Source organism: Stagnihabitans tardus (genome assembly GCF_009925085.1).
GTDB classification, from domain to species: Bacteria; Pseudomonadota; Alphaproteobacteria; order Rhodobacterales; family Rhodobacteraceae; genus Stagnihabitans; species Stagnihabitans tardus.
In genome coordinates, this window is the sequence record NZ_JAABNR010000015.1 from 47,901 (window position 1) to 64,217 (window position 16,317).

Annotated in this window: 13 protein-coding genes; 6 read left to right on the forward strand and 7 right to left on the reverse strand. The window is 67.1% G+C overall.

The window, feature by feature from the left end; translation table 11 throughout:
* Positions 1-80: 80 nt before the first annotated feature.
* Positions 81-470: a cytidine deaminase family protein gene (locus GV832_RS15325; RefSeq protein WP_168775770.1), complete on the reverse strand. Its 390-nt coding sequence runs from the start codon at positions 468-470 to the stop codon at positions 81-83.
* A gap of 111 nt (positions 471-581) precedes the next feature.
* Here GV832_RS15325 and GV832_RS15330 point away from each other — a divergent pair, with 111 nt between their 5' ends.
* Positions 582-1,172: a 50S ribosomal protein L25/general stress protein Ctc gene (locus tag GV832_RS15330; RefSeq protein WP_168775771.1), complete on the forward strand. Its 591-nt coding sequence runs from the start codon at positions 582-584 to the stop codon at positions 1,170-1,172.
* Between the two features lie 61 nt (positions 1,173-1,233).
* On the forward strand, positions 1,234-1,935 hold the full coding sequence (gene pth, locus GV832_RS15335) for an aminoacyl-tRNA hydrolase (protein WP_168775772.1): 702 nt from the start codon (positions 1,234-1,236) through the stop codon (positions 1,933-1,935).
* A gap of 472 nt (positions 1,936-2,407) precedes the next feature.
* Here the strand turns inward: pth and GV832_RS15340 are convergent, their stop codons facing one another.
* The 3 genes from GV832_RS15340 to GV832_RS15350 are packed head-to-tail and all read right to left on the reverse strand — an operon-like array spanning position 2,408 to position 5,168.
* Positions 2,408-3,367 (reverse strand): YcjF family protein, encoded by a 960-nt coding sequence (locus tag GV832_RS15340; protein WP_168775773.1) that lies wholly within the window; start codon positions 3,365-3,367, stop codon positions 2,408-2,410.
* Entirely contained in the window at positions 3,355-3,792 is a 438-nt protein-coding gene (locus tag GV832_RS15345) for a GNAT family N-acetyltransferase (RefSeq protein WP_168775774.1), read from the reverse strand. Before GV832_RS15345 ends, GV832_RS15340 begins: the two co-directional genes overlap by 13 nt.
* Positions 3,789-5,168: a YcjX family GTP-binding protein gene (locus GV832_RS15350; protein ID WP_354001971.1), complete on the reverse strand. Its 1,380-nt coding sequence runs from the start codon at positions 5,166-5,168 to the stop codon at positions 3,789-3,791. Before GV832_RS15350 ends, GV832_RS15345 begins: the two co-directional genes overlap by 4 nt.
* A 504-nt stretch (positions 5,169-5,672) precedes the next feature.
* On the opposite strand from GV832_RS15350, the gene truA reads away from it, so the two are divergent.
* The 4 genes from truA to GV832_RS15370 all read left to right on the forward strand — a co-directional run bounded on the left by truA (position 5,673) and on the right by GV832_RS15370 (position 12,565).
* Complete coding sequence (gene truA, locus GV832_RS15355; protein ID WP_168775776.1) at positions 5,673-6,437, forward strand: tRNA pseudouridine(38-40) synthase TruA; 765 nt, start codon at positions 5,673-5,675, stop codon at positions 6,435-6,437.
* An 84-nt stretch (positions 6,438-6,521) separates the two neighbouring features.
* Complete coding sequence (locus GV832_RS15360; RefSeq protein ID WP_168775777.1) at positions 6,522-8,135, forward strand: SulP family inorganic anion transporter; 1,614 nt, start codon at positions 6,522-6,524, stop codon at positions 8,133-8,135.
* Between the two features lie 249 nt (positions 8,136-8,384).
* Positions 8,385-10,346 carry an acetate--CoA ligase gene (gene acs / locus GV832_RS15365; protein WP_168775778.1) on the forward strand — a complete coding sequence of 654 codons (1,962 nt, stop codon included), beginning with the start codon at positions 8,385-8,387 and terminating at the stop codon, positions 10,344-10,346.
* Between the two features lie 146 nt (positions 10,347-10,492).
* On the forward strand, positions 10,493-12,565 hold the full coding sequence (locus GV832_RS15370) for an MFS transporter (RefSeq protein ID WP_227754455.1): 2,073 nt from the start codon (positions 10,493-10,495) through the stop codon (positions 12,563-12,565).
* Between the two features lie 158 nt (positions 12,566-12,723).
* On the opposite strand, the gene GV832_RS15375 is transcribed toward GV832_RS15370, so the two are convergent.
* From GV832_RS15375 to xsc, 3 genes are all read right to left on the reverse strand, one after another.
* Positions 12,724-13,734: an acetate/propionate family kinase gene (locus GV832_RS15375; RefSeq protein ID WP_168775779.1), complete on the reverse strand. Its 1,011-nt coding sequence runs from the start codon at positions 13,732-13,734 to the stop codon at positions 12,724-12,726.
* Entirely contained in the window at positions 13,734-14,477 is a 744-nt protein-coding gene (locus tag GV832_RS15380) for a sulfite exporter TauE/SafE family protein (RefSeq protein WP_168775780.1), read from the reverse strand. The genes GV832_RS15375 and GV832_RS15380 overlap by 1 nt, the downstream gene beginning before the upstream one ends.
* A 71-nt stretch (positions 14,478-14,548) precedes the next feature.
* Positions 14,549-16,315: a sulfoacetaldehyde acetyltransferase gene (xsc, locus tag GV832_RS15385; protein WP_168775781.1), complete on the reverse strand. Its 1,767-nt coding sequence runs from the start codon at positions 16,313-16,315 to the stop codon at positions 14,549-14,551.
* Positions 16,316-16,317 lie beyond the last annotated feature (2 nt).

A 16,317-nucleotide genomic window follows, 5' to 3' on the forward strand; every position in this document is an offset into this window, starting at 1 on the left:
CTTTCCCCCTTCATCTTTTCCCAAATATCCCGGGGGGAGCCGAAGGCGGGGGGCAGCGCCCCCAAGCGCCCGTGCCGCCTTCAGACCGCCTGGAACTTGCGCCCCAAAAGCCAGTGATCGGGCAAGAGATCGGCCATCAGACGCACCCCACCCGGCAAGATGACCCGCGTTGCCCCGTTGCCGGGGTCGATCTGCACCACAAGCTCCCGACACCGCCCGCAGGGCTGCAAGACAGTGCCATCCCAATCCACCGCCACCATGGAGGCGATCCGGCTCTCGCCCGCCGTGATCATGGCGGCCACTGCGGCATGTTCGGCGCAAAAGCCGATGCCCGAGGCAGCGTCGATACAGACCCCGCGATAGACCTGTCCGCTTGTGCTGCGCAGGGCCGCGCCCACGCCTGCCACTTCGACCACGGGCGAAAGCCGCCGGGGCGCCAGGACCGCACGAGCGGCTTCAATCAGTGCCAAATCCCCCGGCTCCACAGAATCCCCCTTTTCTTCGCCCCCGATTCCGGCTATCCGCCCCCGGTCGCGCCATGCACCCTTGGAGGATGGCGGACTTATATCAGGAGAAAGACTATGGCACGCGAGATCCACGATCTCAATGTCGAGCTTCGTTCGGGGACGGGCAAGGGGGCCGCTCGGCAAGCACGGCGCGACGGGAAAGTTCCCGGAGTGGTTTACGGCGACGGGCAAGAGCCCGTGTCGATCAACATTCCCTATTACTACCTGCTCAAGCACCTGAAGGCCGGGCGTTTCCTGCAAACGCTCTTCAACCTCAAGGTGCCGGGCCATGACGACGTGCATGTCGTCTGCCGCGGCGTTCAGCGCGATGTCGTCAAGGATCAGCCGATCCATGTCGACTTCATGCGTCTGCACGACGAAAGCCGCATCGTCCTGCACATCCATGTGAACTTCGACAATGCCGACAAGGCACCGGGGATCAAGAAGGGCGGCACGCTGACCGTCGTTCGCTCGGAAGTCGAACTGGAAGTTCTGGCCGGGGATATCCCCGATCACGTCACGGTCGACCTGACCGGCAAGAACATCGGCGATGTCATCCACATCTCCGACGTCGTCCTGCCCGAAGGCGTGAAGCCCACGATCGCGCGGAACTTCGTCATCGCCAATATCGCGGCCCCGGCGGGCCTGGTGTCGGCCGAGGCGTGATTTCGGGTCGTTGACCTGGACGGGCGGCCCCGCCGGGCCGCCCGTTTGCATTGGAGGCGCCATGAAACTCTGGACTGGTCTGGGCAATCCGGGGCCCGAATATCAGGGCAACCGCCACAATATCGGCTTCATGGCGCTGGATCGCATCGCCTTGGACCATGGGTTCGGGCCCTGGAAGAAGGACTTCCACGGGCGGGTGTCCGAGGGGCGCCTGGGCGGCGAGAAGCTACTTCTGTTGAAGCCCGAGACCTTCATGAACCTCTCGGGCCGAGCCGTTCAGGCCGCCATGGCCTTCCACAAGATCCCGCCCGCCGATCTTGTCGTCTTTCACGACGAGCTGGATCTCGGCCCGGGCAAGATCAAGGTCAAGATGGGCGGGGGCCATGCGGGCCACAACGGCTTGCGCTCGATCCATGGCGCGATCGGCGAGGCCTATGGGCGGGTGCGGCTTGGCATCGGCCATCCCGGGCACAAGGACCTGGTGGCGGGCTATGTCCTGCACGATTTCGCCAAATCCGACCGCGACGGACTGGAGCTCCTGCTGCAAGGGATCTCGGAAGGCGCGCCTTTCCTCGCCCAAGGGGAGGAGGCGAAGTTCCTCAACGCCGTCTCGCTGCGGGTGAACCCGCCGCGCAACTCCGGCAAGGGGCCGGAGGGGGGCGAAAAGGTCGCGGTGCCGAAGGAGCCGAAGCCCGCGCCCACGGCAGAGGCAGAGCCCGCGCTCTCGCCGCTGGAACGGTTGATGCAGAAGTTCAAGGGCTGAGGCGCGCGCCAGGCGCCAGCGCAAGCGGGGCGCTCCCGGCCCCGGGGTATACCCCGGGCTACGCAGCGCTGCGAGAGCTCTTGAAGGTCCGGGGTCGGATCAGCGCGCCCTGCCAACCGACGGGGCTCATGCGCCCCCGAGCCAAGCCCCGGGGTATCCCCCGGGCTACGCGGCGTCACCAAAGCGCTTGAAGTGCCGGGGTCGGATCAGCGCGACCCGCTAACCGACAGGTCTCATGCGCCCCCGAGCCATGCCCCTGGGTGTCCCCCGGGCTACGCGGCGTCATCAAAGCTCTTGAAGGTCCGGGGTCGGATCAGCGCGGCTCGCCAACCGACGGGGCTCATGCGGCCCCGAGCCAAGCCCCGGGCTGCGCAACGCCTCGTGCGTTCTTGCAAGCCCGCCCCCGAAGACCGCCCCGCCAGACCCGTCCCCCAGTCGGCAGGGCCGCCCCCGGGCCTGACCGCACAAGCTCTCAGTCGGCAGAGCCCCCGCCAAAGAGCCCCGCAAGCGCCCGGCTCACCGTGGCGCTCACCCCGGGCTTCGACACCGCGACGAAGGGCAAGGGGCGGCAGACCTCCATCGCGGCGAGACCCACCCGCACCGTCAGGGCGCCGTTCACCACCCCCTCGCCGAACCGGCGCGAGACCTTGGCGAGGATCCCTCCCCCCGCGACCGAGCCGATCAGGTCATCGGTCAAGGCCAGGGCCCCCGCCGCCATCAGCGCCCCCATCACCCGGCGCATGAGCCGCCAGGAGCCCAGCGTCCCCGCCCGCCCGCCGTAGATCTCGGCAAGGCGCCGGATCATCCGCACATTGACTACCAGCGCCGTCGCCACATCGGCCAAGGCCAGGGGCACCAGCGCCGTCACCAGGGCCACCTGCCGCGCCGCCGCCTCGACCTCGGCGCGCGCCAAGGCATCGAGCGGCGCCAGAAGCTCGACCTCGGCCAAAGAGACCAGGGCATCGGCGTCAAAGACCTCCGCCCCGCGCCGGTCAAGCCGCGCCCGCGCCTCGGCCAGGTCGGCCCTCCCCGCATAGAGCCCCATAAGCCGCCCCAAGACCGCCCGGGCCGAGGCCAGGTCTTTCGCCCCAAGCGCCGCCTCCCGGATCGCCTCGACCCGGGCGAGCCGCGCCCAGGCCCTGGCCTCACCGATCAGCCAGACCAGGAGCAGAACCCCCGCCACTGCCACCAGACCCGCCGCCACCCAGCCCAGCGCCGGGACGGAGACCAAAAGCCCGGTCACGAAATTCCAGCCCGAGACCGCAAGGACCAGCCCGAACAAGAGCCCGAAGACCCAGGCCGCGAGCCGTCCCAGAACCGAGGGCCGCCGCGCCAGCCGGGGCAGAATCGGCACGAGATCGACCGGCGCCGCCAGCCCCGGATCGGCCTCGCCCTCGGCCTCGATCACCAGGGGTTGTTTCAGCGGCTCCATTCCAGCCTCACATCCGGCAAACCTTCCTCGTTCTCGCCATCGGTCATCATGACCTCATTCAGCCCCATGGCAGCGTAAAACCCCCGCGCCTGCGCATTGGCCTGGAAGGTCCAAAGCCCGCCCTCGGGGCTGGCCTGCATGGCATCGGCCATCAGCGCCCGCCCGATCCCCCGCCCCCGCGCGCCCGAGGCCACGTAAAGCGCCAGGACCTCGCCGCCCTGCCGCACGAGGAATCCCATTACGTCGATGGCCCGTGGCCCCAGGGCCGCCACCCGCATCCGGCCCTCGTGGCGCAGCTTGGTCACGAACCACAGATCCTCCTCCGCCGTATGGAGCTTGGGCATCCAGGGGGTTTCCGCCACCCATTCCCCCAGGATACGCGCAACCACGGGCAGGTCGGCTTCGTCGGCATCGCGCAGGATCACATCAGGTCTCCGATCAGAAAGTCAGCCGCCCGGTCGAGGCGGATATGGGCGGGCCCCTCGCCGGGGCGGCGGGTCATGCGGGCGGGCAGGAAGTCCATCATCCGGTATTCGGCCCCCATCCAGCCCTCGGCCCCCTGGCGGGCGGGGGCGAGGATGCGGGACGGGTCCTCGGGCAGTTCCCCCGCATAGGCCGCGACCAGCCGCCCATCCGAAAGCCGCCCCTTGACGGCGGGCAGGACGGCGCCTGCGCGGGCGATCTCCTCCTCGACCGTGGCGCGGTAAGAGGCCAGGGCCAGCGCCTGGGTCTCGGCCCCCGCGAAATCGGCACGCGCCCTTGCATCGGCCAAAAGCGCCTCGGTGATCGCGGTCATCCTTGCGTGCTGGCCATGGTGCAGGTGATCGGCCTTGGTGGCGGCGAAAAGGATCTTCTCCACCCGCTTGCCGCCCAGGATCAGGTCGAGCCAGCCCCGCCGCCCGGGGCGGAAGGCGCCGAGGACTTCCGCCAGCGTCCGGCGCAGGTCCTCGACCGCCTGCGGCCCCCGGTCGAGCGCGCCGAGAAGGTCGATCAGCACGAGCTGCCGGTCGATCCTGGCGAAATGGGTCTGGAAGAAGGGCCGGATCACCTTGGCCTGATAGGCCTGGAACCGCGCCTCCATCGCCGCGTAAAGCGAGCCCCGCCCTGCCATGGCAGGCCTGGGCAAGGGCGCAAAGGTCAGGACCGGAGAGCCCGCAAGGTCGCCCGGCAACAAAAACCGCCCCGGTGTGCAATCCGACCAGCCCGCCCGCCGCGCGGCCTGGAGATAGGCGGTGAAGCGCGCCGCCAGCTCCATGGCCTTGGGCTCGTCAAGGTCCAGGGCCCCATCCTCGGCCCGGGCCAGCGCCAGGTAATCCCGCGCCTCGGCCCGCGTGGCGATGCGGGAAAGCGTGGCCTCGGCCCAGTCCTCATAGCTCTTGTCCAGAAGCGAGAGGTCCAGAAGCCATTCCCCCGGGTAATCCACGATATCCAGATGCAGCGTCCGGGGCCCCAGGACCGAGGCCATCCCCTCCGCCCTGTAGCGGAACGAAAGCCGCAGCTCCGACACCGCCCGCGTGCTCTCCGGCCAATGCGGCGCATCCCCGGTCAGGGCGGCGAGGTGGTCCTCATAGGCAAAGCGCGGCAGGGTCATGTCGGGCTGCGGCTGCAAGAGGACAGAGTCGATCCGCCCCGAAGGCGCGAACTGCACCATCCGCCCGCGTTCGAGAAGATTGGCCACCAGAGAGGTGATGAAGACCGTCTTGCCCGCCCGCGACAGCCCCGTGACCCCGAGCCGCACGACCGGATCGGGCAGCGCCAGCCCCCCCAAGCCGCGCAGGAACCCCTCCGCCAGATCGCCGATGCCGCCCAATTCCTGCCCTTTTCGCCTTTCCCCTGAACATAGGCAGGAAAACCGCCCCGCAACAGGCCAAATCCATGGGAAAATTCGGCAAACCGCAGCAAGAGCTGGAGGGAGCCGCGGGCCCCCTCCAGACCTTCCCCGGGAGTATTTGGGCCAAATTGAAAGGAACGAAGGGGAGTCGCGGGGGGCTATGGGCGCTGAAGCGGCGTGCCATTTGAGCGGGCAAGAAAGCTGGAGGGACCCGCGGGGCCCCTCCAGACCTCCCCCGGGATATTTGCGCAAGTATGAAAGACCACGGGGAGAAAATCCGTTGGTGGCAGGCTGTGCCCAGGGCCACTGGACTTTCCGCACCCGGGAGTATTTGGGCCAGTTGAAAGCATGAAGCGCGCCCCTGTCCACCGCGCCCTCTTTCCCTTTCACCTTGGCTCAAATATCCCACGGGGGTGCGGGGGTGTGAAACCCCCGCTCTGCCCGCCGCCGCAAAAGCGCCCCTGGAAGGAAAAGATGCCCCGCTTCGCCCTGCTCATCGAATATGACGGCTCGCCCTTTGCGGGCTGGCAGCGGCAGGTCAACGGGCCCTCGGTCCAGGGTGCGATCGAGGCGGCCCTGGCCAGGCTGGAGCCGGGCGAGCATCTCCTGGCCGCAGCCGGGCGCACCGATACCGGGGTTCATGGCACGGGCCAGGTCGCCCATATCGACCTCTCCCGCGATTGGGACCCGTTCCGGCTGCTCGAGGCGCTGAATGCCCATCTGCGCCCCGCCCCGGTGGCGATCCGGGCGGTGGCCCAGGTGGCGGACGACTTCCACGCGCGGTTTTCCGCGTTGGAGCGGCGGTATCTCTACCGCATCCTCAACCGCCGCGCGCCGCCCGTGCTGGAGCGCGGCCGGGTCTGGCATGTGAAATCCCGGCTCGACCTCGCTGCCATGGAGGAGGCGGCAACGCATCTGGTGGGCAACCACGACTTCACCACCTTCCGCTCGACCTATTGCCAGGCCAATTCCCCGGTCAAGACCCTGGACGAAATCAGCTTTTCCACCATCGGAGAGGAAATCCACGTCCGGCTTCGCGCGCGGTCCTTCCTGCACAACCAGGTGCGGTCGATCATGGGCTCGCTCGTGCAGGTCGGCCACGCGACCTGGAGCCCCGATGACATGGCCAGAGCCCTGGCCGCGCGGGACCGCCGCGCCTGCGGGCCGGTGGCGCCGCCCCAGGGGCTCTGCTTGACAGGCGTGTCCTATCCGGATGATCCTTTCGCTGATCTTGGTTAAGGATTTCTTCGGGCTTCCTGCATTACGCCCTTGATAGCGGCCATTTCGCCGCGCTGGCAAAGGCCCCGGGACCGGGGACGCATCATGACGGACCTGACCCCGCCCGCCCCGAGGGGCGAGAACGACTTCATGCCCAAGCTCCTCACCGTGCTGCGGGAGGGCTATGGGCTGGCTGCCTTGCGCGCCGATGCCATGGCGGGGCTGACCGTGGCCATCGTGGCCCTGCCGCTTTCGATGGCCATCGCCATCGCCAGCGGCCTCGGGCCCGAGCGCGGGCTTTTCACCACGATCCTCGGCGGCTTCCTGATCTCGGCGCTGGGGGGCTCGCGCTATCAGATCGGGGGGCCTGCGGGGGCTTTCATCGTCGGCGTCTCGGCCTGCGTGGCGGAGATCGGGGTGCAGGGGCTGATGGTGGCCACCCTGATCTCGGGCGTTCTGCTGATCGCGGCCGGGGCGCTGCGGCTGGGACATTACGTGCGCTTCCTGCCCTATCCGGTCACCATCGGCTTCAGCGCGGGCATCGCGGTCATCATTTTCGTCAGCCAGATCAAGGAGGTGCTGGGCCTCTCCCCCCAGGCCGAGCCTGCTTCGGTCCTGCCGAAACTGATGGCCTTGTGGCAGGCGCGGGAAGGGTTCTCGCCCGAGGCTTTGGGGGTTTCGCTGATCACCATCGCGCTCTTGCAGGGGATCAAGCGGCTGCGGCCGCATTGGCCGAACCTCTTGCTCGTCACCTGCGGGATGACTTTTGCGGTCTGGGGCTTGGGGCTTCCGGTGCATCTGGTGGGAGACCGCTTCGGGGCGCTGCCGCATTTCCTGCCCGCGCCGCAGATGCCGGACCTCTCGGCTGGCAGCCTTTGGGCCGCCCTGCCCTTTGCCCTGCAATTCACCCTGCTCGGCGCCATCACCGGGCTCTTGTCGGCGCAGGTGGCGGACGGGATTTCCGGCAACCGCCACCGCCCCTCGATCGAGCTTTTCGCCGAGGGGACGGCCAATATCGCGGTGTCCTTCTTCGGCGGGGTCTATGCGACCGGGGCCGTGGCGCGGACCGTCACCAACCATGCGGCGGGGTCGCGAGGGCCCATCTCGGGGATGCTGCATGCGCTTTTTGTCCTGGGCTTCCTGGCGGTCCTCGCCCCGCTCATCGCCTTTGTCCCCATGGCGGTCTTCGCGGGCATCCTCTGCGTCGTGGCCTGGAACATGGCGGCGCGGGCGCAATTCGTCATGCTCTTGCGCGCCTCACGCAGTGACGGTCTGATCCTGCTGACCACCTTCGGCCTCGTCGTCTTCCGCGACCTGACCGAAGGGATCGTCATGGGCTTTGCCCTGGCGGGCCTCGTCTTCCTGCACCGCATGTCGAAAGCCGTGGCGCTGGAGACCGATATCGGCGACGACCCCGACCGCGTCGTGGTCCATCTCTCCGGCCCCTGGTTCTTTGGCGCGGCCGCCCAGACCGGGGCTCTGCTGGAGCAGCTGGCCGAGCATCCCAGGCACTTCGTCCTCGACATGAAGGACCTCGATTACCTTGATTCCTCCGGCGCCCGCGCGCTGGAGCTTTTGGCCCGACGTGTCACGCGAAAGGGCGGGCGGATGGTGCTGTCGGGGGTCAAGCCTGCGCAGCGGATCGTCCTGGAACAGGCGGGTCTGACCCCGCAAGCCGTCGATTTCATCCCCGATCTGGCAACACTGGACCGGGTCTGAAACCCTGGGGCCCCGCTGGGGCAAAGTGTCGCAATCCCCTGCGACACAAGCGGGGCCTTGCGAAATTATCTTTCCCCCACGCAGGTTTGCGCGAAACATTCCCCTGCGGCAATCTGGCGCTTTGAGATTTCCGCGCGCCAGTATAGCCAAAAGAATTGTAGCTTTCGGAATGCCAAAGCTGCGATAGAGGCTTCAAGCGAGGGAAGCCCGGCGGCACTGGAGGAGCGGTGCCATCGGGCTCAGGGAGGGATGATGACGGAACGTGCGCCCACGGTTTATACCGCAACCGAAGATTTCACGGCCAAGGCCCATGTGACGCCTGCGGGCTATGCCCAGCGCTATGGCGCGTCGATGTCCAACCCGGATGCCTTCTGGGGCGCCGAGGGGCGGCGGATCGACTGGATCAAGCCCTTCACCAAGGTCAAGAACACCTCGTTCGAGCGCGGCAATGTCTCGATCAAGTGGTTCGAGGATGGCACGACCAATGTCAGCGCCAATTGCATCGACCGCCACATGGTGACGCGCGGTGAGCAGACCGCGATCATCTGGGAGCCCGACAGCCCCGCCACCCCCGCCCGCCACATCACCTATCGCGAGCTTCTGGAGCAGGTCTCGCGCCTGGCCAATGTGCTGCGCGAGCATGGGGTGAAGAAGGGCGACCGCGTCGTCCTCTATCTGCCGATGATCCCCGAGGCGGCCTATGCCATGCTGGCCTGCACCCGCATCGGCGCGGTCCATTCCGTGGTCTTCGGCGGCTTCTCTCCCGACGCCTTGGCCAACCGGATCAACGACTGCGAGGCCAAGGTGGTGATCACCGCCGACTACGGCCCGCGTGGCGGCAAGAAGACGCCCTTGAAGTCGAACACCGACCAGGCGCTTCTGCACTGCAAGGACAATGTCAAATGCCTGGTGGTCAAGCACACCGGCGATGAGACCCATTGGGTCGAGGGCCGCGACTTCGACCTCAAGGCCGAGATGGAGCAGGCCTCGCCCTATTGCCCCTATGCCGAGGTCGGCGCGGAAGATCCGCTCTTCATCCTCTATACCTCGGGCTCGACCGGCAAGCCCAAGGGCGTCGTTCATACCACGGGCGGCTACCTGGTCTATGCGGCCATGACCCATGAGATGACCTTCGACTACAAGCCGGGCGATGTCTTCTGGTGCACCGCCGATGTGGGTTGGGTCACGGGCCACAGCTACATCGTCTATGGCCCCCTGGCCAATGGCGCGACGACGCTGATGTTCGAGGGCGTGCCGACCTACCCGGACGCGGGCCGCTTCTGGGAGGTCATCGCCAAGCACAAGGTGACGCAGTTCTACACGGCTCCGACCGCGATCCGGTCCTTGATGGGCATGGGGACCGAGCTGGTCGAAAAGCACGACCTGTCCAGCCTTCGCCTTTTGGGTTCTGTGGGCGAGCCCATCAACCCCGAGGCCTGGAACTGGTATTTCAAGAACATCGGCAAGGGCAATTGCCCCATCGTCGACACCTTCTGGCAGACCGAGACCGGTGGGCATATCATCACCCCCCTGCCCGGCGCGATCCCGCAAAAGCCGGGTTCCGCAACCAAGCCCTTCTTTGGCGTCAAGCCCGTGGTGCTCGATGCCGCGACCGGCAAGGTGCAGGAAGAGACCGAGACCGAGGGTGTGCTGTGCATCGCGGACTCCTGGCCGGGCCAGATGCGCACGCTTTGGGGCGATCATGCGCGGTTCGAAGAGGCCTATTTCGCGCAATACCCAGGGTATTACTTCACCGGGGACGGCTGCCGCCGCGATGCGGATGGCTATTACTGGATCACGGGCCGGGTCGATGACGTGTTGAACGTCTCGGGCCACCGCCTGGGCACGGCCGAGGTCGAAAGCGCCCTCGTCGCCCATCCGAAAGTCGCGGAAAGCGCCGTCGTGGGCTATCCGCATGACATCAAGGGCCAGGGCATCTATGCCTATGTCACCCTGATGAAGGGGGAGGAGCCTTCCGAGGACCTCCGCAAGGAGCTGGTCAAGTGGGTGCGGACCGAGATCGGGCCGATTGCCTCGCCCGACCTGATCCAATGGGCCCCCGGCCTGCCCAAGACCCGCTCGGGCAAGATCATGCGCCGCATCCTGCGCAAGATCGCCGAGAACGACTTTGCCGCCCTTGGCGATACCTCGACCCTGGCCGATCCCGGCGTGGTCGATGACCTGATCGCCAATCGGATGAACCGGGCCTGAAGCGCCCGGGCAGCACGAAACACCCGCCCCGCTCCGGGGCGGTTCAAGGAACCATGGGCCTGGACAGGGCCCGGGTGAAGGGAGGGCATCAGGTGATCGGCCTGATGTCGGATGCCCCCGCAAGAGGGGCTTTTGGGAGAGAGACAATGACGCAATCACTGGCCTCCGCCACCGAGCGGGCCCGGCCGATGACCAAGGAGGAGCGGAAGGTCATCCTGGCCTCGTCCTTGGGCACGGTTTTCGAATGGTATGACTTCTACCTCTACGGCTCGCTGGCCGCTTTCATCGGGGCGCAGTTCTTCACGCCCTTCCCCGAGACCTCGCGCAATATCTTCGCGCTTCTGGCCTTTGCGGCGGGCTTCATCGTCCGTCCCTTCGGCGCCTTGGTCTTCGGCATGCTGGGCGACCTCGTCGGCCGGAAATACACCTTCCTGATGACGATCCTGATCATGGGTCTCTCGACCTTCCTGGTCGGTATCCTGCCCGGTTATGCCTCCTGGGGCATCGCGGCGCCGATCTGCCTGATCGTCTTGCGCATGCTTCAGGGCCTGGCCCTGGGCGGCGAATATGGCGGTGCGGCGGTCTATGTGGCCGAACACGCGCCGGAAGGCCGTCGCGGCTTCTATACCTCGTGGATCCAGACCACGGCGACCCTGGGCCTCTTCCTGTCGCTGGCCGTCATCCTGATCGTCACGCCGATCATCAACAACAACTTCCCCTCGGTGGTGCAACTGGGCCTGGACGGCATGCCGCTCCTCGATGCCAAGGGCGCCGAGGTCTCGCTGCCCGCCTGGAACGCCTGGGGCTGGCGCGTGCCCTTCATCCTCTCGGCCTTCCTCCTCTTGGTCTCGCTCTATATCCGCCTGACCATGTCGGAAAGCCCGGTTTACCAGAAGATGAAGGCGGAAGGCGCGGCCTCCAAGGCGCCGCTGCGTGAAGCTTTCGGCACCTGGAAGAACGGCAAGATCGCCATCATCGCCCTTCTGGGTCTGACGGCGGGCCAGGCCGTGGTCTGGTATGGCGGGCAGTTCTATGCCCTGTCCTTCCTGCAATCGGCCGTGAAGGTCGACTTCTTCACCGCCAACGTCTTTGTCCTGTGCTCGCTGGTTCTGGGCACCTGGGGCTTCCTGTTCTTCGGCTCGCTCTCCGACAAGATCGGCCGCAAGCCGATCATCCTGGCGGGCTGCGCCATCGCCGCGCTGACCTATTTCCCGGTCTTCCAGTTCATCACCAAGACCGCGAACCCGGCGCTGCATGCCGCCCACCAGACCAAGATCACCGTGACCGCTGACCCCGAGAACTGCTCGTTCCAGTTCAACCCGGTCGGCACGGCCAAGTTCACCAATTCCTGCGACATCGCCAAGGCGCTGCTTCTGAAGGCTTCGGCCAACTCGGAAACGGTCGATGCGGCGGCGGGTTCGGTGGCCATGGTCAAGATCGGCGAGACCGAGATTGCCGCCTATGACGGCGCGGCCAATGCGGCCGACATCGCAGCCGGCAAAGCTGCGGTCGAAGCGGCCAAGACGGCCATCGATCCGGCCCTGGTGACGGCTCTGACGGGGGCCGAGAAGGCTGCGGCTGCGGCCAAGGTCGTTCTGGCCGATGCCGAAAAGGCCCTGGCCGGTGCGGCGGATGACGCCAAGGCTGCGGCTCAGACCGCGGTCGATGCGGCCAAGGCTGCGATGCCTGCCACCGAGGCGGCGCTCGCTGCGGCACGTGCCGCGATCCCGGCCGACCAACTGGCGGCCCTGGATGCGGCCAATGGCGAGCTGGCCAAGGCCAATGGCGTCAAGGGTGCCTTCGAGAAGGCCGTGAACGACGCGCTTTTGGCGGCGGGCTATCCGATCGTCGCCAAGGACAATACGACCGTGGCCAAGATCGCCTCCTTCGGCGACCTCTTCACCGCGCAGAACCTGAGCGTGATCATCGCCCTGACCTACCTGATCATCCTGGTCACCATGGTCTATGGCCCGATCGCCGCCCAGCTGGTCGAGCTCTATCCGACCCGGATCCGCTACTCCGGCATGTCGCTGCCCTATCACATCGGCAACGGCTGGTTCGGCGGTCTTCTGCCCGCCACGGTCCTCGCGATCTCGGCCCAGTATGGCAACATCTACTCGGGGCTCTGGTATCCGATCATCGTGGCCGTCATGACCGTGGTCGTGGGCACGCTCCTGGTGCCGAACGGGACGCACAAGAAGTCGATCTTCGCCGAGTGATCTTGGCGCAGTGAAGGGAGGGCCGGGGGTGCGAACCTCCGGCCCTTTGCTTTTGCGGATCGCCCGGGGGTTTCACACCCCCGGACCCCCGTGGGATATTTGTGAAAAGATGAATGAGCAGGGGGGCGCGCGCCCCGTAGCCCGGGGGGGACCCCGGGTTACGCCATCAGCGCGCGGGCCTCGCGAGCGATCTGGCGTTCTTCTTCGGCGGGGATGATCAGGACGGGCTTCTCGCCGAGGAAGGCCAGATGGCCGAGGATCGCGGCGCGGGTCTGGGCATCGTTCTCGCCGATGCCGCCGGTGAAGGCCACGGCGTCGAGGCCACCCATCGCGGCGGTGAGGGAGGCGCCGTGGCGGGCGGCCCAATAGGTGAAATGGTCCAGAGCAAAGGCGGCCTCGGGGCTGCGGGCGGCGCGCAGGTTGCGCATGTCCGAGGCGCCCGCGAGGCCCTGAAGCCCGGAGCCCCGGTTCAGGAGCCGGGTGGTCTCGTCGAGGCCGTATTCGGCCACGAGGCGCAGGACGGCATTGCCGTCGATCTCGCCCGTGCGGGTGCCCATGGTGAGGCCAGAGAGCGGCGAATAGCCCATGGTCGTGGCCATGGAGCGTCCGTCCAGGATCGCGCAGGCCGAGGCGCCATTGCCCAAATGGAACGCCAAGAGCCGCTTTGGCAGGGCTTCCGGGCCGGTTTCTTGCAGTTTTCGAACAAGTGCGGCGTAGCTGAGCCCGTGGAAGCCATAGCGGCGGAGACCCAGCGCCTCGGCCTCTGGCGGCAGGGCATAGCGCGTCGCGACGCAGGGGTTGGTCGCGTGAAAGGCCGTGTCGAAGCTGGCGAATTGGGGGAGGTCTGGCATCAGGGCGCGCAAGGCGCGCATGCCTTGCAGGTTGGCGGGGTTGTGCAGCGGGGCCAGCGGGATGCAGGCCTCGATCTGCGCCTCGACCTGCGGCGTCAGGCGGGCGGGCGCGGTCAGCGCGGCTCCGCCATGGACGACGCGGTGCGCGGCGGCTGTGGGCCTCGGCATCTGCGCCAGGCCGAGGAGCAGCGCCGCGCGGTGGTCAGGCGGCCCGCCCGCGCCGATGCGTTCAAAACGCGCCTCGGCGACCTGGGTCAGGTCCGGCGCGAAGCCCGCGAGTTTCAGCGACGAGGATCCGGCATTGACGACCAGAAGCATCAGAGCACCGCCTTCAAGAGACCCAGGGCCGCGAGCCCCCCCAAAAGCAGGATGGCAAAGCGGCGGAAGTCCTGCGGGTCGGTCTTCAGGAAATGGCGGCTCCCCGCCCAGTTCGACAGGAAAACCAGCGGCAGGCCGATGAGGGCGGCCTTGCCCGTCTCCCAGGTGACCATGCCGTGATACCAGTAGAGCGGCGTCGAATAGAGGTCGAGGATCGGGAAATAGGCCACCAGGGTCGCCCGGAAGACCGCCGGAGAGATCGGCTGGGCGGCGAAGAAGGCGGCGACCGGCAGGCCTCCCATGCCTGGCGCATTGGCGAGGCCCGAGATCAGGCCGATGCCGAAGGTGGCGGGCCGCCCGGCCTCGGCCTTCATGCGCCAGCCCGCGAAAAGCACCAGGCACATGGTCAGCACATAGGCCGAGATCACCGCCCGCGCCGCGTCTTCGGAGATCATGCCCAGCACCCAAAGGCCGACGGGCAGGCCGATGACCGCGCCCAGCGTCAAGAGCCCGATGCGGCGCCAGTCGACATCGGCGCCGACGCCCTTCCAGGCTTGCAGCGTCATCACCGTCTCCCAGACGACGACGACAGCCACGGCGTTCAGCGGGTTCGTCACCAGGGCCGAGGCCGCGATGACCATGGCCGAGAAGCCGAAGCCGGAATAGCCGCGCACGAAGCCCGCGACCAGGATCGCCAGGGCCATCCAGGCCAGACCAAGGGGGGAGAGGTCGAAGAGGGTCATGGGGGCTCCGGGAAAAAAGGCCGGGGTCAGGGGACCCCGGCCTTGACGCTAAGGCAAGTGGATTCCACGGCTTACTGCGGCCGCATGTCTGCCTTGGAGATGCCCGCGACCTTGACGGGCTTCTTCATCGCGTCGCGGCGGAAGGGCTCGCCGAGCTCCTGGTTGATCAGGGCCTCGATCAGGGTCGTCTTGCCGGCCTTTTGGTCGATGATGGCCTGGCGCAGCGCCTGTTCCAGCTCGTCCATGGTGCGGGCGACGACGCCTTGCAGCCCGCAGGCGCGTGCGATGCCGGCGTAAGAGACCTGCTCGGAGAGTTCCGTGCCGACGAAATTGTCATCGAACCAGAGGGTGGAGTTGCGCTTTTCGGCACCCCATTGGTAGTTGCGGAAGACGACTTGCGTGATGGCGGGCCATTCGGGGCGACCCAAGGCCGTCAGTTCGGTGACCGCGATACCGAAAGCGCCGTCGCCGGAGAAGCCCACGACGGGCGTATCCGGGCAGGCGATCTTGGCGCCGATCACCGAGGGCAGGCCATAGCCGCAAGGCCCGAATAGCCCCGGCGCCAGGTATTTCCGCCCCGCCTCGAAGGTCGGATAGGCGTTCCCGATGGCGCAGTTGTTGCCGATGTCGGAGGAGATGATCGCCTCTTTCGGCAGGGCATTGGTGATGGCGCGCCAGGCCATGCGGGGCGACATCCAGTCGGGCTTGGCGGCGCGGGCGCGCTGGTTCCAGGTCGTGCCGGGATCGTCCTGCTCGTGATCCATGCTCGCCAGCGCCTGGGCCCAGGCGGATTTCGTCTGGCCGATCAGGGCGCGGCGTCCCGCACGGTCATGGTCGCCCGCCTGGTCGCCCAGACGTGCGAGGATCCCTTCCGCCACCTGTTTCGCATCGCCGACGATGCCCACGGTGACCTTCTTGGTCAGGCCGATGCGGGAGGGGTTGATATCGACCTGGATGATGGCCGCGTCCTTGGGCCAATAGTCCAGCCCATAGCCCGGCAGGGTGGAAAACGGGTTCAACCGGGTGCCGAGGCACAGCACCACATCGGCCTTCTGGATCAGCTCCATCCCTGCCTTGTTGCCGTTATAGCCCAGGGGGCCCGCGAAGAGGGGATGGGACCCGGGGAAGGCGTCGTTGTGCTGGTAGCCGACGCAGACCGGGGCATCGAGCCTTTCGGCCAGCGCCATCGAGGCCGGGATGGCGCCCGCCAGAACCACGCCCGCGCCGTTCAGGATCACGGGGAACTTGGCTTTCGACAGGAGGTCGGCGGCCTCTTGCAGGGCGGCGGCGCCGCCCGAGGGGCGCTCGAACTCGACGATGCGGGGCAGGTCGATGTCGATGACTTGCGTGAAGAAATCGCGGGGGACGTTGATCTGGGCGGGCGCAGACATGCGCTTGGCGTTCAGGATGACGCGGTTGAGGACCTCGGCCATGCGCGAGGCATCGCGGACCTCTTCCTGGTAGCAGACCATGTCTTCAAACAGCTTCATCTGCTCGACTTCCTGGAAGCCGCCCTGGCCGATGGTCTTGTTGGCGGCCTGGGGCGTCACCAGCAAGAGCGGCGTGTGGTTCCAATAGGCGGTCTTGACGGCGGTGACGAAGTTGGTGATGCCGGGGCCGTTCTGCGCGATCATCATGCAGACCTTGCCCGACGCCCGGGTGAAGCCATCGGCCATCATCCCGCCCGAGCCCTCATGCGCGCAGTCCCAGAAGGTGATCCCGGCCTCGGGGAAGATGTCCGAGATCGGCATGAAGGCCGAGCCGATGATGCCGAAGGCATGTTCGATGCCATGCATCTGCAGGACTTTGACGAAGGCTTCTTCGGTGGTCATCTTCATGG